24 protein-coding genes are annotated in these 22,427 nt (G+C 59.7%); 7 read left to right on the top strand and 17 right to left on the bottom strand.

Going from position 1 to position 22,427, the window contains the following annotated elements:
- The first annotated feature begins 40 nt into the window (after window positions 1-40).
- The gene (gene pglA, locus V6S97_RS16605) at window positions 41-1,594 is read left to right on the top strand and encodes a polygalacturonase PglA (protein WP_111821058.1); all 1,554 of its coding nucleotides are present in this window, start codon (window positions 41-43) and stop codon (window positions 1,592-1,594) included.
- A gap of 8 nt (window positions 1,595-1,602) precedes the next feature.
- Window positions 1,603-2,733: a glycoside hydrolase family 88/105 protein gene (locus V6S97_RS16610; RefSeq protein ID WP_111821057.1), complete on the top strand. Its 1,131-nt coding sequence runs from the start codon at window positions 1,603-1,605 to the stop codon at window positions 2,731-2,733.
- Window positions 2,734-2,745: 12 nt separating this feature from the next.
- Here V6S97_RS16610 and V6S97_RS16615 read toward each other — a convergent pair whose 3' ends face one another.
- Window positions 2,746-2,982, bottom strand: a complete 237-nt coding sequence (locus tag V6S97_RS16615; protein ID WP_020810476.1) for an acyl carrier protein — start codon at window positions 2,980-2,982, stop codon at window positions 2,746-2,748.
- A 310-nt stretch (window positions 2,983-3,292) separates the two neighbouring features.
- Here V6S97_RS16615 and V6S97_RS16620 point away from each other — a divergent pair, with 310 nt between their 5' ends.
- Window positions 3,293-4,390, top strand: a complete 1,098-nt coding sequence (locus V6S97_RS16620) for an acyltransferase family protein (protein ID WP_334427553.1) — start codon at window positions 3,293-3,295, stop codon at window positions 4,388-4,390.
- Between the two features lie 380 nt (window positions 4,391-4,770).
- Here the strand turns inward: V6S97_RS16620 and V6S97_RS16625 are convergent, their stop codons facing one another.
- The 12 genes from V6S97_RS16625 to V6S97_RS16680 all read right to left on the bottom strand — a co-directional run bounded on the left by V6S97_RS16625 (window position 4,771) and on the right by V6S97_RS16680 (window position 13,120).
- Entirely contained in the window at window positions 4,771-5,058 is a 288-nt protein-coding gene (locus V6S97_RS16625; protein ID WP_020810478.1) for a hypothetical protein, read from the bottom strand.
- A 548-nt stretch (window positions 5,059-5,606) separates the two neighbouring features.
- Window positions 5,607-5,747: a hypothetical protein gene (locus tag V6S97_RS16630; RefSeq protein ID WP_003508140.1), complete on the bottom strand. Its 141-nt coding sequence runs from the start codon at window positions 5,745-5,747 to the stop codon at window positions 5,607-5,609.
- Window positions 5,748-5,843: 96 nt separating this feature from the next.
- Entirely contained in the window at window positions 5,844-6,059 is a 216-nt protein-coding gene (locus V6S97_RS16635; protein ID WP_111821055.1) for a hypothetical protein, read from the bottom strand.
- A gap of 35 nt (window positions 6,060-6,094) precedes the next feature.
- On the bottom strand, window positions 6,095-6,331 hold the full coding sequence (rpsU, locus tag V6S97_RS16640) for a 30S ribosomal protein S21 (RefSeq protein ID WP_020810479.1): 237 nt from the start codon (window positions 6,329-6,331) through the stop codon (window positions 6,095-6,097).
- A gap of 28 nt (window positions 6,332-6,359) precedes the next feature.
- Window positions 6,360-6,650, bottom strand: coding sequence for a hypothetical protein (locus V6S97_RS16645; RefSeq protein ID WP_003508143.1), 291 nt, complete (start codon window positions 6,648-6,650; stop codon window positions 6,360-6,362).
- Between the two features lie 109 nt (window positions 6,651-6,759).
- On the bottom strand, window positions 6,760-6,969 hold the full coding sequence (locus V6S97_RS16650) for a cold-shock protein (protein ID WP_003508146.1): 210 nt from the start codon (window positions 6,967-6,969) through the stop codon (window positions 6,760-6,762).
- A gap of 281 nt (window positions 6,970-7,250) precedes the next feature.
- Window positions 7,251-7,421 (bottom strand): hypothetical protein, encoded by a 171-nt coding sequence (locus V6S97_RS16655; RefSeq protein WP_003508147.1) that lies wholly within the window; start codon window positions 7,419-7,421, stop codon window positions 7,251-7,253.
- A gap of 336 nt (window positions 7,422-7,757) precedes the next feature.
- Window positions 7,758-8,993: a Gfo/Idh/MocA family protein gene (locus V6S97_RS16660; protein WP_003508149.1), complete on the bottom strand. Its 1,236-nt coding sequence runs from the start codon at window positions 8,991-8,993 to the stop codon at window positions 7,758-7,760.
- A 19-nt stretch (window positions 8,994-9,012) separates the two neighbouring features.
- Window positions 9,013-9,834 (bottom strand): sugar phosphate isomerase/epimerase family protein, encoded by an 822-nt coding sequence (locus V6S97_RS16665; RefSeq protein WP_111821053.1) that lies wholly within the window; start codon window positions 9,832-9,834, stop codon window positions 9,013-9,015.
- Window positions 9,835-9,858: 24 nt separating this feature from the next.
- Window positions 9,859-11,022: a dihydrodipicolinate synthase family protein gene (locus V6S97_RS16670; protein WP_111821052.1), complete on the bottom strand. Its 1,164-nt coding sequence runs from the start codon at window positions 11,020-11,022 to the stop codon at window positions 9,859-9,861.
- A gap of 10 nt (window positions 11,023-11,032) precedes the next feature.
- Entirely contained in the window at window positions 11,033-12,175 is a 1,143-nt protein-coding gene (locus tag V6S97_RS16675) for a Gfo/Idh/MocA family protein (protein WP_162691921.1), read from the bottom strand.
- A gap of 246 nt (window positions 12,176-12,421) precedes the next feature.
- Complete coding sequence (locus tag V6S97_RS16680) at window positions 12,422-13,120, bottom strand: TetR/AcrR family transcriptional regulator (RefSeq protein WP_111821051.1); 699 nt, start codon at window positions 13,118-13,120, stop codon at window positions 12,422-12,424.
- A gap of 117 nt (window positions 13,121-13,237) precedes the next feature.
- Between V6S97_RS16680 and V6S97_RS16685 the strand changes: the two genes are divergently transcribed.
- From V6S97_RS16685 to V6S97_RS16700, 4 genes are all read left to right on the top strand, one after another.
- Complete coding sequence (locus V6S97_RS16685; protein ID WP_111821050.1) at window positions 13,238-14,527, top strand: ABC transporter substrate-binding protein; 1,290 nt, start codon at window positions 13,238-13,240, stop codon at window positions 14,525-14,527.
- Between the two features lie 6 nt (window positions 14,528-14,533).
- Window positions 14,534-15,487, top strand: a complete 954-nt coding sequence (locus V6S97_RS16690) for a carbohydrate ABC transporter permease (protein WP_003508157.1) — start codon at window positions 14,534-14,536, stop codon at window positions 15,485-15,487.
- Window positions 15,480-16,355: a carbohydrate ABC transporter permease gene (locus tag V6S97_RS16695; protein ID WP_020810285.1), complete on the top strand. Its 876-nt coding sequence runs from the start codon at window positions 15,480-15,482 to the stop codon at window positions 16,353-16,355. The genes V6S97_RS16690 and V6S97_RS16695 overlap by 8 nt, the downstream gene beginning before the upstream one ends.
- An 86-nt stretch (window positions 16,356-16,441) precedes the next feature.
- Window positions 16,442-17,515 carry an ABC transporter ATP-binding protein gene (locus V6S97_RS16700; protein ID WP_003508161.1) on the top strand — a complete coding sequence of 358 codons (1,074 nt, stop codon included), beginning with the start codon at window positions 16,442-16,444 and terminating at the stop codon, window positions 17,513-17,515.
- Window positions 17,516-17,653: 138 nt separating this feature from the next.
- Here the strand turns inward: V6S97_RS16700 and V6S97_RS16705 are convergent, their stop codons facing one another.
- From V6S97_RS16705 to V6S97_RS16720, 4 genes are read right to left on the bottom strand one after another with little or no spacing between them, the layout of a single operon-like run.
- Window positions 17,654-18,430 (bottom strand): sugar phosphate isomerase/epimerase family protein, encoded by a 777-nt coding sequence (locus V6S97_RS16705; protein WP_099086915.1) that lies wholly within the window; start codon window positions 18,428-18,430, stop codon window positions 17,654-17,656.
- Window positions 18,427-19,443, bottom strand: a complete 1,017-nt coding sequence (locus V6S97_RS16710; RefSeq protein ID WP_003508173.1) for a hydroxyacid dehydrogenase — start codon at window positions 19,441-19,443, stop codon at window positions 18,427-18,429. Before V6S97_RS16710 ends, V6S97_RS16705 begins: the two co-directional genes overlap by 4 nt.
- Complete coding sequence (locus V6S97_RS16715; protein ID WP_112278165.1) at window positions 19,440-21,317, bottom strand: DUF2264 domain-containing protein; 1,878 nt, start codon at window positions 21,315-21,317, stop codon at window positions 19,440-19,442. The genes V6S97_RS16710 and V6S97_RS16715 overlap by 4 nt, the downstream gene beginning before the upstream one ends.
- Window positions 21,310-22,374, bottom strand: a complete 1,065-nt coding sequence (locus V6S97_RS16720) for a LacI family DNA-binding transcriptional regulator (RefSeq protein ID WP_112278166.1) — start codon at window positions 22,372-22,374, stop codon at window positions 21,310-21,312. The genes V6S97_RS16715 and V6S97_RS16720 overlap by 8 nt, the downstream gene beginning before the upstream one ends.
- Window positions 22,375-22,427: the final 53 nt, after the last annotated feature.

Raw genomic sequence — 22,427 nt, 5'->3', positions numbered from 1 at the left:
AAGGGTTTGGCCGGCCATTCACGAAAGACGAGAAGAGAGCATGAACGAACCCCTTGTCATCGCGTCTTCGGCGCGAACGGCAGCGCTTTGCCTTGCCGCGCCCGGCGCTCGATATTTCCTTCCGTCCAAAACGGAATGGCGTCTGACGTCGGCGGATGGCGATGAACGGAGTGGCGAAACCGCGACCGTGGTGGCGCTGCTGCATGATCTCTCCCCGGATACGCGCTATATCTTCGAAGCGGAAGGGTTCGGAAGGCTGGAGTTCAGAACCCTTTCCTGTGCCGGGCGTGTCGATGCCGCGGCATTTCAATTGTTGCCGGATGTTTCGCTCGATGATGAAGAGGGCGCGCGCGCCAATGCGCAGGTGCTGGAAAGGGCGGTTGCCGCCGTGCCGCAGGGCGGCACGTTGCGACTTGCAGCCGGTGTCTGGACCGCCTTTCCCGTGCGCCTCAAAAGCAACATGACCTTTCACCTTGCGCAGGGAGCCGTACTGCGCGCACCTTCCACCCGCAGGGGATGGCCGATATTGCCCGCACGCGATGAGGTCGGCCGCATGCTGGGCAGCTGGGAAGGATTGCCGGATGCCTGTTTTACCGCGCCGGTTCATGCCATCGGGGTAGATAATCTCGTCATCGAGGGCAGGGGCATTCTTGATGGCTCCGGCGACAAGGGCGATTGGTGGAGCTGGCCGAAAGAAACCCGCGATGGCGCGCGCCGGCCGCGTGGTCTGCATCTCGTTTCCTGTCGCAAAACCCAGCTTCTCGGTTTCACGATCCGAAACGCCGCCTCATGGACGATCCATCCGCAGGGCTGTGAAGAGTTGATCGCCGCTGGTCTCAGCATCGTCGCGCCGCATGAAAGCCCGAACACCGATGGTTTCAATCCAGAAAGCTGCCGCAACGTCACGATATCAGGCGTGCGCTTCTCCGTCGGAGACGATTGCATCGCGGTGAAGGCGGGAAAGCGCGGCCCTGACGGCGAGGACGATCATCTTGCGGAAACACGCGGCGTGCGTGTAGGTCATTGCCTGATGGAGCGCGGCCATGGCGGGCTGGTGATCGGTTCGGAAATGTCCGGCGGCGTGCATGACGTGGCGGTTGAGGATTGCGACATGATCGGCACGGATCGCGGCCTGCGCCTCAAGACACGGCGCGGGCGGGGCGGCACCGTCAGCAACATCGCCATGCGCCGGGTGCTGCTGGATGGCGTGAAGACCGCGCTTTCCGCCAATGCCCACTACCATTGCGACGCCGATGGGCATGATGACTGGGTGCAGTCGCGAAACCCCGTGCCGGTCGATGGCGGTACTCCCTTTATCGACGGCATTACCGTGGAGGATGTCGAAATCCGCAATCTCTCCCATGCTGCCGGCGCTTTTCTCGGTCTTGCCGAAGCGCCCATCCGCAACGTCACCATCCGCAATCTCACCATCGTCTCGCGCGATCCGTCGGCCATCGCAACGCCGCCGATCATGGCCGACCGGGTGCGCCCCATGCGCCATGAGGCGATTGTTTTCGAGCAGGCGCATATAGTCTGCGATAATCCCGCCCTGCTGAGCGACGCTTCCGTTTCCATTGTGTCAGATTTCGATTGAGAAACTCCATGAAAGCCACTGAATATTTTGATCAATTCTCGAGCCGCTATCGCTACTACAAGGGCGGAAGCTGGTGTTACGAGGATGGATGTCTCTATCGCGGCTTGCAGCAGCTGTTCGAGGCGACCGGAGAGGCGCGCTGGAATGACCATCTGCACCGTCTGGCCGATGCACAGATAGCGGCTGACGGAACGCTCGCCGGTTACGATCCGCAGGAATATAATATCGACCATATTCTCGCCGGCCGCATTCTCTTTCCCCTTGCGGTGGAAACGGATGATCCGCGTTACCTCGCTGCGGCGGAACATCTGGCGGGACAACTCCGCAGCCATCCGCGTATTGCCTCCGGGAATTACTGGCACAAGAAGCGTTATCCGCACCAGGTCTGGCTGGACGGGCTTTATATGGGACTTCCTTTCCAGATCGAATATGCGCAGGCGACGGGCCGAACAGAACTGATCGACGATGCGCTGCGGCAGTTTTCAGCGGCGCTCGCGGCCACGGCGGATAGTGGCGGGCTTTATGCCCATGGTTACGACGACAGCCGCAGCCAGCGTTGGGCCGATCCTCAGAGCGGCAAGTCTCCCGCCATATGGGCGCGTGCGGTGGGCTGGCTCGCCATGGCGCTGGTGGACGCACTGACCATCCTGCCCGAGGATGGCGCAACGGCGGAGCTTCGGGAGAGCACACGGCGTCTTCTGGCCGGCATCATCGCACGGCAGACTAAGACGGGCCTCTGGATGCAGGTTCTCGACAATCCGGGCCTTGCGGGCAATTATGAGGAAACATCCGCCTCGGCGATGTTTGCCTATGCCTTGCTGCACGCAGTGCGGCTGAAGCTCCTGCGGGGCGAAGAGGCGACTGCCGCCCTTTCGGCGGGCCGCCGCGCGCTTGAGACGCTTCTGGAAACGCGGCTGAAAGCCGATGAAGAGGGCGTGATGCGCCTCACTGGCATCGTGCATGTCGCGGGCCTTGGCGGCTTCGAGGGCAATTATCGCGATGGAACGCCGGAATATTATCTGACCGAACCGGTGGTGTCCGACGATGCCAAGGGTGTCGGGCCGTTGATGATGGCCTATGCCGAAAGCCTGCTTCTGGCCAAGCCGCAGGCTGTTTCAGCGGCGTCATCTGCGGGGTAAATTCCCCGTCGGTCACGCCTTGTTTTTTTCGATGAAACGGATGGCGTCGCCGACGGTCAGGATCGTGCTTGCGGCGGAATCTGGAATTTCCACTCCGAATTCCTCCTCGATTTCCATGACGATCTGAACCGTCTCCAGGGAATCCGCACCGAGATCGTCAGCAAAATTGGCATCGTCCACCACATTGGCGGGGTCGGCGCCAAGCTGGTCCACGATGATTTTTCTGATACGTTCTGCAATGGTGGACATGGTGAGACTCCGAGAAAGTTGCTTGCCGCCGAACCCGCCCGATCTGAATTTGCGCCGAAGATATCCAAGCGAAATCAAGCTGAATTCAAAAGGACAGGCCGCAGAGTCAAAGGGTCAAAAGATCGATGACATCCGGACGTAGCACGCCTTTCGCAGCCGCGAAAGGGTGTCGATCACCCTTTAGTACCCTATAATAATACGGGATGTTTGCCACGTTAACCAGTTTGTGACTGGCAGCGGCAAACCGCTACGCGCTAAAGCTGGTTGCTTGTGAACTTTTAAATCCGCCAGCCACACCGAGCCTCACGCCATGGTCCAGTCGTCCCCGGAACGCTTCATATTGCTCGACGGCATAAGGGGAGTGGCTGCCCTTTTCATCGTCCACCGCCATGCCGAGGATCTGTTCGGGAAAAGCACGGCTTCGAGCTATCTCGCCGTGGATTTGTTCTTTGCGCTCAGCGGTTTCGTGTTGGCGCATGCCTATAGCCGGAAGCTGAGCGAAGGGGCGATTACACCGGGCTTTTTTTTGAAGGCGCGCTTTGCGCGTCTTTACCCTCTTTATGCGCTGGCGCTGGCGTTGATGGCGGCTTATTTCATCTGCCTCTACGTGCTGGGCGTGCCGACGCCGATCGACGATTTGCATCGTCTTGTCGATCCCGGCGAGCTCGCTTTTGCCCTTTTCACGGGGCTGCTGTTTTTGCCGGCGCCCTTCACACTGACCCTGAACGGCGCGTTGTTTCTCGTCAGCCCGGCATGGTCGCTTTTCAACGAACTGGTGGTGAATGCGTTTTATGCCCGCTGGGGTGTTCGGGCCACGACGAGACAGACCGCTGTGGTGCTCACCGTCAGCGCGCTTGTGCTGATGGTGGCGGCCGCCGAGTTCGGCCGTTTGCATGCGGGGTTTCGCTGGCACGAAATGTATGCGGGCATGGGCCGGGTGTTCTTCTCGTTTTTTGCCGGCGTGCTGATTTACCGTTTCCGCAATCGCGTACCGCAGTTGAAACCCTTTCAGGCGGCACTTTGCCTTCTGCTGGTCTGTTTCATTCTGGCGGTGCCCATGTCGCGCGAGCTTCGGCCGTTCTTCGATCTTGCGGTTGTCCTGTTTGTCTGGCCGCTGCTGCTATTCGTGGCCAGCAAGACGGTTCCGGGTCGCCGGGTGGGAATGGTGTCGGTGTTTCTCGGCACGGCGTCCTATGCGGTCTATGTGCTGCATATTCCGCTTCTCGCCTGGACGGAGTTTCTGATCCCGGCGGGGCACAGGGAAAATCTCGCTCTGCCGGCGGGCATTGTTTTTCTCATCGCCACGACGTGCCTGCCATGGTGGCTGACGGTCTATTATGACCAGCCCGTTCAGAAATGGCTGAAGAACCGGTTGAGAAAGCGGAGTGAAATCCGCCAGCCGGTATGATCCTGCCTTGCGGCTGCGAACCTCAATAATGGGCGAAAATCGGGGCTGTCAGCACGAAAGCTGCGACGAGGCTGATGATCGTCAGTTTCGCCGCTCGCATGCGGCGCATTTTGCGGCCGCTCCAGTCATACGTCATACTCACCTCCACGCAGACGCAAAACTTACCGGCATGGGGACAGTCGGGACCCGGCGCAGGCCGGTCATGGTCCCGCAACTCACCTGATGCACATTCCATACCCAAGCTTCCCGGATGCGCCTGATCGCGCGCGGGACGCTCAATTTCAGTGTTGCCTGATATACGGCTTTTGCCAAGCCGTTATTTTCATCGGTGATTTTGAAGGCCGCTTCGCGTGGTTGCCACGAAAAGGGCGGCAACAGTATCACCGGTAAAGAGGCGGCAGACCCTGAATGGCATAACGCGGCAGCGGTCTCCACGGTCTTACGCGTTCATGTTTGTGAACGCCGAACAGAAACAGCATTTCCTCCGAGATATCGGCGGGGTCGGTCAAGCCATCCTGAAAGAGCTGGATCACCTTGCGGGCGGCATTGTTGTAGAGAACGATTTCGTCATCCATGGTGTGGCGATCATAACCGAGACCTTCCAGCACGGACTGGAGCATTTTGAGGTCCTGCGATGTGATGATGCAATTTTCATATGCGGAAGACATGGCGTCCTCCTTTCTTGTGAGGTTCACAAAAGCCGGAGCGTCGCGCTGCCATCCGGAGATGGTGCGAGGACGCTTCAACGCCTTGAGACGCGGGCAGCGCCAGGGAAACCGTTGCCGGCCCGTGGCGTCATGCATGTCGCGTGAATTCCGAATCGCTTCCCTGGTGGTCAGCAGGCGGGACAGGGCTGGAAATGCAGCAGGCCTGACGGTGGCAACGCCCTTTAATTACCGATGACGAAGCGTGCGCCGTTTATGGGGAATAGGCAAGTTAATTCCGTTACCGCAGGGAAGATGCAGCATTCGCTGCCGCAGGCAACAAAAAAGGCCGGGGCAATATTGCACCGACCTTCCTCATATCGCTCTCAACACCAGTGCCAGTACATCCGTGGTCAAAAGTCTGAAGCGACTAAAACAACTGCGAACATCGATTTCATTCGCGCTCACCAGCAGTTGCCATGGGAGCTATTTAAACTGGCAATGTGGCCAAAACAAGTCCGGCGCCTATCGCGATGTTTTTATTCGTCGTGGCTTGCCGGCTGCGCGTCGCACTACTTCTTTTTGCCGTCCGCTGTCGTGGCATTTGCGAACTTGACCTGCGAACCGGCTGGCGGCGCTGCAGCCACTTTCGCCGTCTTGTCCTTCTTCGGTTTTCGGACTTCCTTGTTACTGCGCAATTGACCCTTGGCCATGGTGTCCTCCTCCTGTTGGATTGATGGGGCCTTGAGCGGGTATGAGATAATCCGTTCAAGACCCGTTCGATCGTCGATGCTGGAAATCCCGTCCGGCTATTTCTTGCTGGATCGTTTTTTTGCGGAAACGGGCGTGTCGGTTATGATCGTCGCTTCCTGGGCTTCGCGAAGCTGGCGAAGGCGTTCCGTTTTGCGGGCGCGCTGAGCGGCCTCGGCGTTTATGATCTGCTTTGCGGCGCTATCCGTCAGTGACGCCTTGTCCTGCGCGGATAGTTTGCCGGGTTTGAAAAAAGCTTCTTTTGTCGCAGCCATGGCATTCTCCTTTACGGAAGAGCAGTATCGAACGGCTAGCGGGGGCGGGCAACCTTTTTGGGGGCGGGCAACAGCCCTTCGCGCTGCATTTTTTTCTTCGCCAGCTTGCGGTGGCGGCGCACGGCCTCTGCTTCTTCGCGGACGCGCTTTTCCGAGGGCTTTTCATAGGACTGCCGGGCCCGCATCTCGCGGAAAATGCCCTCACGCTGCATTCTCTTTTTCAGAACGCGAAGGGCCTGCTCTATATTATTGTCTCGAACGAGTACCTGCACGAATATCTCCTTTATGCAGCCGCAGCTGCTATTTTCTGATTTTAATCCTGTCCGGATTGATCCAGCTCGATCCCGTTTCGCGCGCCGATGGGCTTTCGCTGTTGCGCGACGGCGATGGCGCCGAGGTGGGCGCACTTATTTCATCGAGTGCGATGTTGCGCTCGAAATTTTCATGCTGGAAACGCACCCTGTAGCGAACAGTTCCCTGCGCTTCGGGCAGGATCGATACGACCCTGCCAGGACCGTCGGGCTGGTTGTTGCCCAGCACGCCTGGCTTCAAGAATATGGCATCGCCGCATCGGTAGGGATTTTTACGCATGAGGACCTCCATGGCCCAAAAACAAAAGGCCGGGCTTTGACCCGACCTCTCACAATCACTTAAACCTGCAGCCAGTACATCCGTGGTCTGCGGGGTCAAATGACGAATATCAAGCTGCCTGAAGGTTGTCAGCCGAGCTCTTGCCGGACCGACGGTCCTGGACGATCTCGTAGCTGATCTTCTGGCCGTCGTTCAGCGAACGCATGCCAGCGCGCTCAACAGCGGAAATGTGAACGAAAACGTCCGTGCCGCCGTTGTCAGGCTGAATGAAGCCGAAGCCCTTGGTGGCGTTGAACCACTTTACAGTACCAGTGTTCATAACGATTTCCTTTCGTAGAATCGTTGTGGTTCCCGCGATACCTTGCGGGATAAGATCGATTATTTGAGAGGAAATCCGACGGGGAACAGTCTGTTCCAGAACGACGTCACAAGCAATGGTCGATATCCAAAATATAGGCTCAATTTTTGATTTTGCAATGGGCGGAGAACAAAAAAGCACCGGCGAGCCACTGCCCAGCGGGTAAGTATCTGGTTCAGGACACTATTTCCCGATCGCCGCAGAGTCCTTCGGGCTTGGCGCGGCCCTCCGTCCCGTGCGCATCAACCCGCGCCGGGAGACACGTCTTTCTCACGGTCATCCGGCAGGCTGCCCGCGCCCGGCGTCTTGTCATAGTCGGTGAGGGAGGGTTTGGCATGCGGGCCGGCGGGGGGAATGTCGTTCGGGCTGGAAGGCCCTTTTTCAACGGTTTTCGATTTCTTTTTCTTCGTCATATCGCGTCCTCCTTCTTGCAGGGAAAACCCCGGAGAAAAGGTACTGGTTCCGCCTCCACGCCGCGCGGGCGCGTTTTTCCGCCATCAGCGGCGGGAACGCGGTTTTTTCTCTTCCCGGTTCATATCTCGCCCCACCCATTTGAAGAATACGACGAGGCTGACGCCGATGATGATGAGCGGAACGAAGGATTCAAAACTGGACATGATCACTCTTTCTTCCCCCGGCGATCATTTTATCGGCAGGGAAGAAGCGCGTAATCTGCGGAATATCGTCCGTTCTTTTTTGGTAATTGCCGTCTGCGGCCCATCTGTCGACGAGGCCGCAGGCTGCCGCGGCTAAACTGGCAGCGATTTCACCGCCGCTGTGCCGCCCTCACGGGCGCTTTTCAGCGCGGCCACGCCTGTCAGAACGGACATGGCGCCGGCGCGCGAACCCGCCCGCTGCCGCAGCCGGTCGTTCGAGCCCGGCTTGAAGATCATGTCGCGCATGCGGTTGTCGCCGCCATAGTGGCCGCCCGGCTCATGCGGCACCCATATGCGTTCAACACCGCCGCCGAAGCTTTTCACCAGCAGGATTTCGTCCGCCGGCGGCTCCGTCCAGGGCTGCTTTTCATATTGGCGCATTTCGATACGGCCTTTATGGCCGTTGAAGGCAATATGGTGGCCCTCGATCGGCATATAGGTGTTGAGCGAATAGGAGACCTGCACGCCGCTGGCATAGCGGATCGAGGCGCTCATGGTGTCGGGAATGTCGATTTCCTCGCGGAAGACGCAGGCATCGCGCATATAGCCGTCCACCGCCGAAGGGTCCTCATAGAGAGCATCGAGGAAAGGATCGGCGCCCAGATCCATGAAATAATCGCACTCGTTTTTGTGTGGACAGGTGCGACAGCGTGTTCCCCGGAACGGGCCGTTCTTGCCATAATGCAGCAACTGTCCGAACCCCTTTACCTCCACGGGGTCGGAATCGAGATACCAGTTCAGAAGATCGAAATGGTGCGTGGCCTTGTGCACGAACAGGCTGCCGGAATGTTCGGTGAAGGCGTGCCAGCGGCGGAAATAATCCGCGCCGTGCTGGTTATCGAGATACCAGTGAAAATCGACCGAGGTGACGGTGCCGATTGCACCCTCATCGATCAGCTCCTTGATGCGTGCGGCGGTGGGAGAAAAACGATAGTTGAAGGAGACATCCACACGGCGGCCGCTTTTCGCCTCCGCGGCGCGAATACGGTCAATCTTTTCCGGGGTGGTGGTCATGGGCTTTTCGCTGATGACATCGGCCCCGCCTTCCAGCGCGCGGATGATGATGTCGTCGTGAGTATCGTCAGGCGTGCAGACGATGACGAGTTCCGGGCGCTGCTCTTCCATCATCCGGTCGAAATCGTCGTAAAGCGGCGCGCTTGATCCCATCATGGCGCGGGCGCGTTCGGCGCGCATCAGGTTCAGGTCGCAAATGCCGACCAGTTCGACATAGTCGCTCCAGCCGGCCAGCAATTCGCGGCCCCACATGGTGGTGCCGCGATTGCCGGTGCCGACCAGCGCATAGCGTTTGCGTTTCACCTTTTCAGGCATTTGCTCTCTCCCGGATATATCAACAAACAGTCTTGAAACGCTCCACCACGGTGGCGAGGACCTCGTCTACCGGCCGCGCCTGCCAGCGATGCGAAAAGATTTCCACTTCCTGCGGGCCGTGGAAGCCGGCTGCCTCGATCATGGCGCGAAATGCCTTGAGGTCAATCACGCCGTCGCCCATCATGCCGCGATCATTGAGCGGATCGGTGGTAGGCACCAGCCAGTCGCAGATGTGATGCGCCAGAATTTGCTCGTTCTTTCCCGCACGCGCCACTTGCTCCTCCAGTTCAGGGTCCCACCAGACGTGGTAGACATCGATGGCGACGCCTGTTCCCGAACCCAACCTGTCGCAGAGATCGAGCGACTGTTTCAGCGTGTTGAAGCAGGCGCGGTCAGCGGCATAGAAGGGATGAAGCGGTTCGATGGCCAGCGGTACGCCGGCAGCGCGGGCATAGGGGAGCAGTTCGGCCATGCCGTCCTCCACCATCTGCCGCGCACCTTTCAGATCGCGCGAGCCGGCGGGCAGGCCGCCCACGACAAGCACAAGGCAATCGGCTTTCATTGCGGCGGCTTCATCGACGGCGCGTTTATTGTCCTCAATGGCGATGCGGCGGCCTTCGGCATCGTGGGCGGGGAAAAAGCCGCCACGGCAATGGCCGCTGAGACGCAGCCCGTTCCGTTCGACGATGCGGGTGGCTTCGGCAAGCCCGACACCGTGCACCTGCTCGCGCCAGGGCGAGATGGCGGTGATGCCGTGCGCAAGGCAGGCATCGACAATAGCGCCGAAATCGCCACCCTGCCGCACGGTGGCGAAATTGATGGAAAGGCCTTCAAGGCTCATGTCGGTATCTCCCCTCATTCTGTTTCAGCTGATACCCCGGACGGCGAGAAACGCGTTCATGCGCTGCGTCGCCAGATCCGGCTCTGCAAGCACATTGGCCTTGTCCGCCAGCCGGAAAAGCTCGGAGAAATGCTGCGTGGAGCGGGTGCTTTCCTGGCCGCCAACCATGGTGAAATGGTCCTGTAACCCGTTGAGGTAGGCGAGAAACACTACACCGGTCTTGTAGAAGCGGGTCGGGGCCTTGAAGATATGACGCGAAAGCGCCACCGTCGGCTCCAGAATGTCGAAGAATTCATTGTCCGCGCCACGCTTCAGGCTGGCCAGCGCTTTGGAGGCGGCCGGCGCAATGGCGTCGAAAATGCCGAGCAGCGCATCCGAATGGCCCTGTTCGTCGCCGGCGATCAGTTCGGCATAGTTGAAATCGTCGCCGGTATACATGCGCACGCCAGCCGGCAGGCGACGGCGCATGACGATTTCTTTTTCCTTGGAAAGAAGCGAAATCTTGATGCCGTCGATCTTGTCGGCATTCTCCTCGATCATGGCAAGGCAGGTTTCCATGGCCGTCATATGGTCGCCCGAACCCCAATAGCCCTCCAGCGCCGGGTCGAACATTTCGCCCAGCCAGTGGATCACCACTTTTCCTTCCACACGGGAGAGAACCCTGGCATAAGCCCTCAGATAATCATCCGGCGAGCGGGCGGCAGCGGCCAGCGCACGGCTGGCCATCAGGATCACGCGTCCACCTTCTCCCTGAACAAAATCAAGCTGTTCGAGGTAAGAGTCGACAATCTTGTTGAGGTCGTAACCACTGCCATTGAGATGGTCGGTGCCCACCCCGCAGGCAATCAGCGCATCCTTGCGGCTGGCGGCTTCCTTCAGCGAACGGGAGATGAGTTCCTGCGCCTGCGGCCACGCCAGCCCCATGCCGCGCTGCGCCGTATCCATCGCCTCGGCGACACCGAGACCGAGGTCCCACAGGCGGTGACGGAAGCGCAGCGTGGCGTCCCAGTCGATGGCGGGGGTAAGCCACGGATCATTATCGGCAAGCGGATCGGCCACCACATGGGCGGCGGCGAAAGCGACGCGGTTGAAATCCGCAGCACTTCGTTTTTCAACGGCGACCGGCGTGCCTGAGAGTTTGTAGACCTCGATGCTGCGGTCGTCTTTCGGAAGCTTGAGCTCGCTCACATCAGCCTCCTCAGGAAAGGTCGGGAACGTCGAGCCAGCGGCGTTCCTTCCACGATCTCAGCCCAAGTTCGGCAAGCTGCACGCCCTTCACACCTTCCATGAGGCCATAGGGCCAAGGATCATTGTCGACGAGGTGGCGCACGAACATTTCCCACTGCGCCTTGAAGCCGTTGTCGTAGACGACATTGTCCGGCACTTCCTGCCAGGTCTTGTAGAAATCGATGGTCTGCGGCTGGTCCGGATTCCACACCGGCTTCGGCGTATTGGTGCGGTGCTGGGTAAAGCATTTGGTCAGGCCCGCCACCGCCGAACCATGGGTGCCGTCCACCTGGAAGGTGACGAGGTCGTCGCGGCGTACCCGCACCGCCCATGAGGAGTTGATATGGGCAATGGCGCCGCCTTCCAGCTCGAAGGTCGCATAAGCGGCATCGTCCGCATCTGCCTTATAGGCGCGGCCATGCTCATCGAAACGTTCAGGGATATGGGTGGCGCCGAGGCAGCTTACGGACTTCACCGGCCCGAACAGATTGTCGAGCACATAACGCCAGTGGCACAGCATATCGAGAATGATGCCGCCGCCATCTTTCAGGCGGTAATTCCAGGAGGGCCGCTGCGCCGGCTGCCAGTCGCCTTCAAAAACCCAGTAGCCGAATTCGCCGCGCACCGAGAGGATTTTGCCGAAAAAGCCGCTGTCGCGCAGCATGGCGAGCTTGCGCAGGCCGGGCAGGAACAGCTTGTCCTGCACCACTCCATGTTTGATGCCAGCGCTTTCGGCGAGCCGGGCAATGGCCAATGCCTCTTCCATCGTGTCGGAAATCGGTTTTTCGCAATAGACATTCTTGCCGGCCTTGATGGCCTTCTCCAGCAGGCTGCCGCGCATCTGCGTCGTGCCGGCATCGAAGAACAGTGTGTCATCGGGGTTTGCGAGTGCAGCGTCGATGTCGGTCGTCCAGCGCGCGACATTGTGCTTTTTGGCGATTTCCTCGATCTTTGCGCCGTTGCGGCCGACCAGAATGGGGTCGAGCATGACCCTTTCACCGTTCTTCAAAAGCACGCCGCCCTGATCGCGGATGGCGAGAACGGAGCGCACGAGATGCTGGTTGTAACCCATACGGCCGGTGATGCCGTGCATGATGACGCCGATACGTTTCATGAATTTCCTCCCAAGGCGGCCTTCTCCCGAAAAACCGCTTCCGTCAAACATGGCAATTTGTAACCATTTGGTTATTTGTGGTCGTGAAGGATGCGATCTGTCAAGGTGTTTTCGACAGGAAAAATTCGTCTTGTGCGAACTGTCTCGTTTACGTATCGCCACCGCGCCGCAAAAGAAAACGACGCGCTTCGCGGATGCGAATGGCGCGTCGTCGCTGTTGTTAAAGAGGAATTCGGTTCGTCCGACTCAGACCGGCCGCACTGCAGCAAGCAGGGTATCGACGATATGCTGGCCCCAGCGTTCCAGCTCGGCAGGGTCGGTGAGGTCGCGCTGGAAGATCGTCGACAGCGTGAAACGGTTCGACAGGTAAAAGGCGCCAAGCGAGGCGATCGTCAGATAGACGTCGATCGGATCGAGGCCATCACGAAATTCGCCCGCGTCGCTGCCCCGCCGCAGCACGTCCTCGAGTTCCGAAATAAAATTCGAATGCATCGCCGCAATCGTCGGAGATTGCCTGAGATAGCGGGCTTTATTGAGGTTTTCCGTGGCGAGGATGCTCAGGAATTCGGGATGGTCGAGGAAGTAGTGCCAGGTGAAAAGCGCAAGCTCGCGCAAGCCCTCCGACGGAGCCTTGCGGGTCAGGTCAAGCCGTCTTTCAGTATGGCGGATATGGCGATAGGCGTCTTCCAGAACGGCGAGATAAAGCGCATCCTTGTCGCCGAAATAATGGTAGATCATCCGCTTGTTGGTGCCGGCACGCCGGGCGACAACATCGATTCGCGCCCCTGCCAGCCCCTTGGCGGCCACCTCACGGCGGGCGGCTTCGAGAATGGCGGCGCGCGTTCTTTCCGGGTTTCGCACCTGTGCCGTCGCGCGTTTGCGCTTGGGCGACGGTGTGTTCTCCGCGGCCGGATCGAGCGGCTGGTTTTTTGTCGTTTCTTCCATTTCAGCACCCGCTTGACAATGTTTGCGATCAGTGTTCCCATGTAACCAATTAGTTATAAAACGGCAAGTGTCGTTTACGTTCATCATCAATTGGCAGTCAATAGGGAGGAGTTGCCAATGCCCGTGATGCTTCAGAGGAGAGGTGTGCTTTCAGCAGGGCTTGCGGCCCTGTCGCTTGCAACATTGGGAGGGGGTTCGGCGCAGGCTCAGGCCGCGCGCCTTCGCATGTTGTGGTGGGGTTCGCAGGAGCGCGCCGATCGCACCAACAAGGCGATAGCAGCCTATAAGCAGGTCAAGCCGGATCTCGACATTGCCGGTGAATTCGCGGGCTGGAGCGATTACTGGCCGCGCCTTGCAACGCAGGTTGCCGGCCGCAATGCGCCTGACCTGATCCAGATGGATTATCGCTACATCTTCGAATATGGCCGCCGCGGCGCGCTTGCGCCGCTGGATGACTATATCGGCAAGGACCTGAAGATCGAAGATTTCGGCAAGATGAACATCGATTCCGGCCGGGTTGATGGCAAGCTCTACGGCATCAATCTCGGTGTCAATTCCAGCGCTGTCTTCTTCGATAAGGCAGCCTGGGAGAAATCAGGCGCAACGCCGCCAGCGATCGGCCAGACCTGGGAAGAGTTTGCCGAAAACGCCGCCAAGCTCAGCAAGAACAAGCCGAAGCCCGGTTATTACGCGACGGCCGACGCCAGCGGCGTGGAGCCGAGCTTTGAAAACTGGCTGCGCCAGAACGGCAAGTCGCTCTACACGCAGGATGGCGGCATTGGCTTTGATCCGACCGATGCGACCAAGTGGTTCACCCTGTGGGCGGATCTGCGCAAGAGCGGCGCCTGTGTGCCCGCCGATGTGCAGGCGCTTGACCAGCTCAACATCGAAACGAACCCGCTGACGACGGGCAAGGCGGCAACCGCATTTGCCCATTCCAACCAGTTTGTCGGTTATCAGAAGCTCAACAAGTCCAAGCTTGCCATAAGCTCCTATCCGAAGAGCACGAAGGATGGCCCTTCCGGCCATTACCTGAAACCTTCCATGCTCATCAGTGTCGCCAATGGCAGCCCCGGCATTGAGCAGGCTGTCGGCTTCATTAATTTCCTCGTTGCGGAACCGCAGGGTATCGACATTCTCGGCGTCGAGCGCGGCGTTCCGGCATCGGAATCCATGCGCAACCAGCTGAGCAGCAAGCTCGACGAGGTCAGCAAGATCATGGTGGACTATATCGCCGAGATTACCCCCGGCGTCGGCGATCTGCCGCCGGCACCGCCTCCGGGCGCGGGCGAATTCGCCTTTGTCCTCAAACGCACGGCGGAGGAAGTCGGTTTCGGCAAGATCACGCCGGAAGAGGGCGGTGACCGCCTCGTCAAGGAATCCGAAACCGTTATCAAACGGAAGTGATGGTTTATGGCCTTTCGATCTGAAACTCTTGTAGAGGAGAGCCGTGGCGCGGCTCTCCCGAAACGGGGCGGTGTGAAGCGGATTTTCGACCGCAACGTTCACGCCTATCTGTTTCTCCTGCCCTGGCTGATTGGCTTCTTCGGCCTCACCCTCGGCCCCGCGCTCGCGTCGCTTTATCTGTCGTTCACCAATTACGACCTGTTGCAGTCGCCGGACTGGGTGGGGGCGGCCAATTATGTGCGCATCGCTACCGCCGACCCCAAATTCGCCGCCGCCATGCAGGTCACCTTTACCTATGTGCTGCTGTCGGTGCCGCTGAAGCTGATCTTCGCGCTTCTGGTGGCGCTCGCCTTCAATCGCGGCATCAAGGGCCTGACGCTTTATCGGGCGATCTTCTATCTGCCATCGCTGCTGGGTTCGAGCGTCGCGATTGCCGTGCTCTGGCGCCAGCTTTTCGCCTCTGATGGTCTCGTCAACATGATCCTGTGGCAGGCTTTCGGTTATGAAGGGCCGAGCTGGATTTCCAATCCGGATTACTCGATCTACACGCTGGTCATCCTGTCCGTCTGGCAGTTCGGTTCTCCGATGATCATCTTTCTCGCGGGTCTGAGACAGATCCCGCAGGATATGTACGAGGCCGCCGAAATCGACGGTGCTAGCAAGGTGCGGCAATTCTTCCGCATTACGCTGCCGCTTTTGACGCCTGTCATCTTCTTTAACGCGGTCATCCAGACGATCGACGCCTTCAAGGCCTTCACCCCCGCCTTCATCATTTCCGAAGGCACCGGCGGGCCGATCAACTCGACGCTGTTTTATACGCTTTATCTCTACCAGGAAGCCTTCGGTTTCTTCCGCATGGGTTATGCCTCGGCGCTTGCCTGGATTTTGGTGATCATCATCTCGCTGTTCACGGCCTTCTCGTTCCTCAGCGCGAAATACTGGGTGCACTACGATGACTGATGCTGTTACCGCCCCCCGGCCGGGACAAGGCCCGCAACGTTCACCGCTGAAATCGGTGATGCTCCACACGGCTCTGATCATCGCGTCCTTCGCGATGCTCTATCCGATCCTGTGGATGATATCAGGTTCCTTCCGGCCGCAGGACGAGCTTTTCGGCTCTTCCTCGCTCATTCCCTCGGCAGTCGATTTCGGCGGTTATATTCGCGGCTGGACGGGGCTGCAGGTGAGCTTCGGGCAGTTCTTCTGGAACTCCTTCTTCATCTCGATACTCGCCACCATCGGTAATGTCGTCGGCTGCTCGCTTGCCGCCTTCGCTTTCGCCCGCCTCCGCTTCGGCGGGCGCAATTTCTGGTTCGCGCTGATGCTCGGCACGCTTATGCTGCCCTATCACGTCGTGCTCATCCCGCAATATATCCTGTTTCTGGAAATGGGCTGGGTGAACACCTCGCTGCCGCTGATCGTGCCGAAATATCTGGCGACGGACGCCTTCTTCATTTTCCTGATGGTGCAGTTCTTCCGTGGCATCCCGCGTGAGCTGGATGAGGCGGCTGTCATGGACGGTTGCTCACCCTTCCGCATCTACTGGAAGATCATGCTGCCTTTGTCGCTGCCGGTGCTGGCCACCGCCGCCATCTTTTCCTTCATCTGGACCTGGGACGATTTCTTCGGGCCGCTGATCTATCTGAACGACATCAACACCTACACCGTGCAGCTCGGTCTCAGATCCTTCGTGGATTCCACCGGCAGCTCGGACTGGACCTCGCTTTTCGCTATGTCCAACCTGTCACTGGTGCCGGTCTTCCTGTTCTTCCTGTTCTTCCAGAGGCTGCTGATCGAAGGCATCGCCACCACGGGCATGAAACGCTGAACGGAACCCGGATCGGGAACGCATTTTAAGACAATCAACACTGTCGCTGCCGCCCTGAATGCGGCGCGGCAGTCGGGAGAAACAGCATGGCAAGCAGCATTACTCTGGAAAAAATCGTCAAGCGGTTCGGCGCCTTTCCGGTCGTTCACGGCATCGACCTCAAGATCGAGCCGGGTGAGTTCACCGTCTTCGTCGGCCCCTCGGGCTGCGGCAAGTCCACGCTTCTGCGCATGATCGCCGGTCTGGAGGAAATCTCGGAAGGTGATCTTCGTATCGACGGCGAAAGGGTCAACGAAACAGCCGCCTCCAAGCGCGGCATCGCCATGGTCTTCCAGTCCTATGCGCTCTATCCGCATATGAGCGTCTACAAGAACCTCGCCTTCGGTCTCGAAACGGCAGGCTACAAGAAACCGGAAGTCGAGGCGCGGGTGCAGAAGGCCGCCGATATCCTGCAGATCGGCCCGCTGTTGCAGCGCAAGCCGAAGGCGCTTTCGGGCGGTCAGCGCCAGCGTGTGGCCATCGGCCGCGCCATCGTGCGCGAGCCGAAAATCTTCCTCTTCGACGAGCCTTTGTCCAACCTCGATGCCGAACTGCGCGTGCAGATGCGCGTCGAAATCGCCAAGTTGCACCAGACGCTGGGCAGTACCATGATCTATGTGACGCATGACCAGGTGGAGGCCATGACCATGGCCGACAAGATCGTGGTGCTGCGTGACGGCCGCATCATGCAGGTCGGCCGCCCGCTCGATCTCTACAACAATCCGGCCAACCAGTTCGTGGCAGGCTTCATCGGTTCGCCGAAAATGAATTTCCTCTCCGCAAAAGTGGCTGCAGGGGACAGTTCCAACCGCACCATCGAGGTGGCCGGCCAGCGCATCGTGCTGGAAAAGCCCGTCGCGGCTGCGCAGGGCGAGCCGCTCACCTTCGGTGTGCGTCCCGAACATGTGAACCCGCAGGCGCAATCCTCGCTCGGCGAAGCTTCTATCCAGCTCGTGGAACATCTCGGCGGCTCGACGGTGGTTTACACCAACACCCCCGACGGCCAGCCCGCCACTGTGCTGCTGGACGGCCAGCGCCAAATCCGCATCGGTGAGACAATTCCCTTTGCCTTTGATCTTTCGAAGACGCATCTGTTCGGGGCGGATGGGCGGCGGATATAAGGTGCAGAACCGGATGGGGGAGGCAAACCCTCCCCTCATTCCTGTGACGGGCACAGGGATGAGGACCGCAGGACGCTCTGTGACGGACAGCGAGTTTTTAGTTCGCCGCATTGGTTTTTGATAAGGGAAAAAGCGGTTCTACGAACCGGCAAGAATTCGCCGCAGCATCACCGCATCTGCCGAAAACTGCCCGACGTCGTCACCTTTGACGAATTCCAGCATCGCATAGCCCGTCTTTTTCCAAGCGCTTTCCGGCAGCGCATCAATGCAGGCCCGCCAGTAGTCCGTGCGCTCGGCAAGCGGCAGGCGGCTGGCGTCGGCAAGCCAGGCGAAGACGTGAAGATGACAGATGCGCGAGCCGAGTGCGGATATTTCCGCAAGTGCATCGTCCAGCGGCAGGCCGGGTGCGGGTTGCCAGTAGAAGAAAAGGTTGGGTGCGGCCAGATCCTGCGCCAGCTGCAGGGCCGAGGGCAGGGTGTCGGTCAGCGAATTGGGGTGATATTCGAGGCCGATCGTCATGCCATAGTCTTCCGCCCGGCGGGCGATTGACGCCAGCGCCTCCGTTGCCGCGCGGCGTTCCGAGGGCGAATAATCCGTGGAGGGGCGTTTGCGCTGGCCCGGCCAGATGCGGATATGGCCGGTGCCGAGCGCCTTTGCTGTTTCCAGCACGGCGGTCATGTCCTCGGGCGAAAAATCGGGTGCGAAAATGTAGGAGCCGTAGGAAGAGACGACGAGGCCCGCTTTCGCCGTCCGCGCCGCCACATCCCTTGCATTGGCAAGGTCGCCTGACGGCACATGGATATCCGCGCCCCATTCGATTGCCCTGATGCCATTTGCGGCGGCAAGGTCGATGACGGCCTGCACCGACAGGGAGCGGAAGGTGACGGAGCAGAGGCCCGGCTCAAACATTCTCATGCGATCAGTTCCAGATGTTCCGGCCGCACCTGCTGTTGCAATGGCGCTGCGCGGCAGAAGCGTTCGATTTCGGCAATTGCCATGTCGCCGAGCCTTGCACGTTCAAGGCCGGTGGCGCCGGCGATATGCGGCGTCAGAAAGACGTTCGGCAGGCTGTAAAAGGGTGACTCCGGTGGCGGCACTTCCGGGTCGGTGACGTCGATGACGGCTTCGATGCGTCCGGTTTTCAGTTCGGCCAGAAGCGCGTCTTCATCCACCAGTGCGCCGCGCGCCGTGTTGATCAGGGTTGCGCCGTCCTTCATGCGGGCAAGCGCTGCCGCGCCGATCATATGCCGTGTCTGCGGCAGGGAGGGCGCATGCAGGGAGATGACATCACTCACCGCCATCAGTTCCTCGAGCGAGACAAGACGCACACCGAGCTTTTCCGCCTCCGCGACGCTCAGGAGCGGATCGAAAAGGATGAGGTTGAGATCGAACGGTTGCAACAGATTGATGACGCGGCGTCCGATGCGCGATGCGCCGACGATGCCGACCGTCAGGCCGAGATTGCCGATGGCCTGCGCCTGCAATCGCTCGACAGGCGCGCGGTCGCGATGCTCCAGATAAAGACGTCGGAAGCCGAAAGTGCGCTTGCCGGCCAGCAGGATCATTGCCAGCGAAAATTCGGCGACCGGCTGCGCATTCGCCTCCGCCGCGCTGCACACGGTAATGCCGCGATCAAACACCGCTTGCGACAGGAAATATTTGACCGTGCCGGCGGCATGGGAGATCAGCCTGAGACGCGGCATCAGCGCCAGTTCCCGCGCGCCGATATCCGGACAGCCCCAGCCGGTCAGAAGAATATCCGTCCGCGCCAGCTGCTCCTTTACTGAAGCGGCGTGGAAATCGCAGATTCGCCCTGTGTCGAGAATCTCGACGCTCTGTGACAGCCTTTCGAACGCCTGCGGTGTCAGCACATGCTGGGTTCGCTCCGGGTCCATGGCGAGGCTGAGACGCGGAAGCGGGCTCGTCATTGCGGCTCTCCCGTGGCCGCCATGCTGCTGACCGGAACACCCTGTTCCGCAAACAGGCGGTCGAGCGCCCCCATATCCGGAAGTGCCGGAACCATCGCCAACGCTTTTTCGCTTTCTGGCCCGGCCACCCCGGCAAAGACCGCGCAGGCAAGCAGGGTTTCGCCCGCCGGAATCTCGCCCCGCAATTGCGGCACCGTGGTCTTGGCGTTGATGAGATTTGTGTTGGGCAGCGCCTTCAGCGCCACGCCGTGACGGGTCATGCTGGAGCCGATATCGATGATGGCGGATATGTCGGTGCCGCAATCGGCTGTCGCCCGGCCGGTCTCTTCGCTCACGACGTCGCGGTCGCCGTCGTTGCGGTTGATGGCGAAGCCGCCTTCGGTCACCGAAAGGGGGCGGGTCGACGTGATCCGGTGCAGCCTGACATGCCAGTCACCGGCCGCAACCAGCGTGGTTTCAACGTCGACATCGGGGAACGGCTTCCATGTCGCCCGCAGGCTTTCTCCCGCCAGCAGAACCTTTTCGTTGGTCTCGCGCACGCGGTAATGCAGGCCGTCTTCGGAAAAGGCCAGCATATTGTCGAAACCATTGGTGCGGAAGCCGCGCTCATCCACTTCCACGCCGAAACCATAACGCGAGGAATAGGCGAATTTGGCATATTTTTCCGGCCCACCGCGCATGGAAAGGTTTTCCTGACCGCTGGAAAGCGCCGTGACATTGCCTGTCGCCCGCATCATCACCATGCCGGGATGAACGAGCGGCCTTGGTCTTGCGGATGTGTCAGGCAGTTTTTCCTCCGCCTGCCAGAAGGGGTGGCTTTCCGGCAGGGCCAGCGGCAGAAAGGCCTTGAAGGCCCAGTAGGGCGAGCCCGCCGAATTATAGCTCTCAGACATGGTGAGCTGCGGATAGGCATAACCGATGGAGAGCACGCCGTCGCGGTCGGCAATCGGCTTTTTCGCCCACCAGCGCAGATGCTGCAGATAAAGCCCCTTGATCTCGCCCCAGGGCAGCGCCTCCTCATCGGCAAAGGCAAGGCCGGCCCAGAAGCCGCCGCAGGCGAAACGATAGGTCATGGAGCGCCCGAAGGCGAGTGTGCCGCCATCCTCATCGAACCAGCTGGCGAAATCGCCGGCGAAGAGGCGAGCGCGCTCGCGGTAGCGTTCGGCATAGGCATCATCAGGCTTGCTGAGCTTCGCGTAGATCAGGCCGTAAAAATGCATGGCGAAGGCGATGTAGTGATCGATGCGGCGGTAGTTGCCATCGCGATACCAGCCGTCAGCGATATAAAACTCGTCCAGTTCCTTCTGGAATGTCTCGGTCAGGCTGCGGTCGAAATCGATGCCGAGATGATCAAGGGCCATATCGACCATCACCCGGAAAAACTTCCAGTTATTATCGGCGTAATTGCGTTCGCGCGCCGTCAGCAGATAACGGCGCACATTGTCTTTCTGCACGTCGGACAGCGGTTCCCACAGGTGTTGAGGCGCAAGCCGCAGCGCAAACCCGATTGCGGCAAGCTCCACCAACCGCTGGTCCTTCTGGCGCACGTCACCCCAATATTCGGGATGGGAGGGATCGGTGCCGTTGGCTATTCCCTGCGCCAGAAGCGGCCAATGGTCGAAATGATCGCCGCTGAGCGCAAGCGGGGCGATGCCCCAGAGCGGACGGGCGAAACCTTCCAGATCCGCCGCCGCCCGGTCGAAATGCGCGGCGGCCCCGCTGAGCGTCACTCTTGCGCCGCCCTGCGAAAAATAGGGAAGAAGCGGCGCGAAACTGTCATCCAGCGCCCGCCGGACATCGGCGCGGCTTTTGAGCGGATTACCATGCAGCGGATTAAATCTGGCCATATTGAGCCTGGTCATGGTGTCATGCATCGCGTGTCGCCTTTCCCGTCTTTTTCGCTTTGCCGGCCGTCTGTCCTTCCACCAGCTGCACGCCAAGCTGCACCTGGCGGGCATTGGCGGAAGGTTCCGTCAGCCGGCGGCGCATCAGTTCCACCGCCTCACGGGCGATTTCGCGACGATCGACCCGGATTGTGCTGAGACGGGGCGTGGAGAGTTCGGCAAAGGGCAGGTCGTCGAAGCCGATGATGGAAAGATCATCCGGCACGCCGAGCCCAAGCTCCTGCGCCGCCCCAAGCGCACCCAGCGCAATCGCGTCATTCATGCAGAAAATGCCGGTGAGTTCAGGGTTTTTGGCCAATAGCTGACGAACCGCATCGCCTGCCTGTCCGAAACCGCTATCCGCCGTCGAAAGCAGAAACTCCTCATAGGTCGCGCCCCCTTCCTCGAGGATCGTATGGCGAAAGCCGCGCATACGCTCCCTTATGGTGTGGCGATGATGCGGGCCGATATAGGCGACCTTGCGATGGCCGAGTTCCAGAAGCCGCCGCGCCGCCAGCGCACCGCCGTAAAAATTGGAAGGCGAGACGCAATCCAGCATCATCGAGGGATCGGCGCTGTTGACCAGAACCGGTTGCAGCACACCCTGCGTGATGCGGTGGATGATTTCGTCCTCGGGATCGAGGCCGATGGCGAGAAGACCGTCCACCTCGCAGACCCGCTGGGTCAGGGCGTCGTCGATCTGCTTCTGGTGCAGAAGCCTGATATCGAGTTCGAAGCCATCCGTCTGGGCAAGGCTGCGCAGCATGTCGAAAATATCGTGATAAAAAGCGCCGATATCGCCGGTCGCCCTTTCGGCGGACATGAGCGCAAGGATTTTCTTGCCCTCCAGCGGCACGCCCCCGGTCTGGGTCGTGACTGGTCGCAATGGATAACCAAGCTCCGCCGCCACCCCCAGAACCTTGGTCTGGATGGATGCGCTGATGCCCTTTTCCCCTGCGAGAACCCGCGAAACGGTGCTGATGGAAACGCCGGCGCGCTGGGCGATATCCGACTGGCGCGGGCGGCTGATGTCGGGCGTATCGTTCATATCGTCTCCTGCGCTTGCAAAAAAATCTATTATGATGCAAATATTGCAAACTA

It is taken from the genome of Agrobacterium sp. CCNWLW155 (assembly GCF_036888815.1).
GTDB classification, from domain to species: domain Bacteria; phylum Pseudomonadota; class Alphaproteobacteria; order Rhizobiales; family Rhizobiaceae; genus Agrobacterium; species Agrobacterium radiobacter.
This window is presented reverse-complemented; position numbering and strand designations above follow the sequence as displayed.

Excerpts from the sequence above, each read along its gene's own strand:
- V6S97_RS16635 (WP_111821055.1), bottom strand. The coding sequence starts at position 6,059 with ATGGCTGCGACAAAAGAAGCTTTTTTCAAACCCGGCAAACTATCCGCG.
- V6S97_RS16615 (WP_020810476.1), bottom strand. The coding sequence starts at position 2,982 with ATGTCCACCATTGCAGAACGTATCAGAAAAATCATCGTGGACCAGCTT.
- V6S97_RS16660 (WP_003508149.1), bottom strand. The coding sequence starts at position 8,993 with ATGCCTGAAAAGGTGAAACGCAAACGCTATGCGCTGGTCGGCACCGGC.
- V6S97_RS16720 (WP_112278166.1), bottom strand. The coding sequence starts at position 22,374 with ATGAACGATACGCCCGACATCAGCCGCCCGCGCCAGTCGGATATCGCC.
- V6S97_RS16680 (WP_111821051.1), bottom strand. The coding sequence starts at position 13,120 with ATGGAAGAAACGACAAAAAACCAGCCGCTCGATCCGGCCGCGGAGAAC.
- V6S97_RS16685 (WP_111821050.1), top strand. The coding sequence starts at position 13,238 with ATGCCCGTGATGCTTCAGAGGAGAGGTGTGCTTTCAGCAGGGCTTGCG.
- V6S97_RS16620 (WP_334427553.1), top strand. The coding sequence starts at position 3,293 with ATGGTCCAGTCGTCCCCGGAACGCTTCATATTGCTCGACGGCATAAGG.
- V6S97_RS16700 (WP_003508161.1), top strand. The coding sequence starts at position 16,442 with ATGGCAAGCAGCATTACTCTGGAAAAAATCGTCAAGCGGTTCGGCGCC.
- V6S97_RS16710 (WP_003508173.1), bottom strand. The coding sequence starts at position 19,443 with ATGACGAGCCCGCTTCCGCGTCTCAGCCTCGCCATGGACCCGGAGCGA.
- V6S97_RS16690 (WP_003508157.1), top strand. The coding sequence starts at position 14,534 with ATGGCCTTTCGATCTGAAACTCTTGTAGAGGAGAGCCGTGGCGCGGCT.
- V6S97_RS16610 (WP_111821057.1), top strand. The coding sequence starts at position 1,603 with ATGAAAGCCACTGAATATTTTGATCAATTCTCGAGCCGCTATCGCTAC.
- pglA (WP_111821058.1), top strand. The coding sequence starts at position 41 with ATGAACGAACCCCTTGTCATCGCGTCTTCGGCGCGAACGGCAGCGCTT.
- V6S97_RS16655 (WP_003508147.1), bottom strand. The coding sequence starts at position 7,421 with ATGACGAAGAAAAAGAAATCGAAAACCGTTGAAAAAGGGCCTTCCAGC.
- V6S97_RS16695 (WP_020810285.1), top strand. The coding sequence starts at position 15,480 with ATGACTGATGCTGTTACCGCCCCCCGGCCGGGACAAGGCCCGCAACGT.
- V6S97_RS16645 (WP_003508143.1), bottom strand. The coding sequence starts at position 6,650 with ATGCGTAAAAATCCCTACCGATGCGGCGATGCCATATTCTTGAAGCCA.
- V6S97_RS16630 (WP_003508140.1), bottom strand. The coding sequence starts at position 5,747 with ATGGCCAAGGGTCAATTGCGCAGTAACAAGGAAGTCCGAAAACCGAAG.
- V6S97_RS16715 (WP_112278165.1), bottom strand. The coding sequence starts at position 21,317 with ATGCATGACACCATGACCAGGCTCAATATGGCCAGATTTAATCCGCTG.
- V6S97_RS16625 (WP_020810478.1), bottom strand. The coding sequence starts at position 5,058 with ATGTCTTCCGCATATGAAAATTGCATCATCACATCGCAGGACCTCAAA.
- V6S97_RS16675 (WP_162691921.1), bottom strand. The coding sequence starts at position 12,175 with ATGAAACGTATCGGCGTCATCATGCACGGCATCACCGGCCGTATGGGT.
- V6S97_RS16705 (WP_099086915.1), bottom strand. The coding sequence starts at position 18,430 with ATGAGAATGTTTGAGCCGGGCCTCTGCTCCGTCACCTTCCGCTCCCTG.
- V6S97_RS16650 (WP_003508146.1), bottom strand. The coding sequence starts at position 6,969 with ATGAACACTGGTACTGTAAAGTGGTTCAACGCCACCAAGGGCTTCGGC.
- V6S97_RS16665 (WP_111821053.1), bottom strand. The coding sequence starts at position 9,834 with ATGAGCCTTGAAGGCCTTTCCATCAATTTCGCCACCGTGCGGCAGGGT.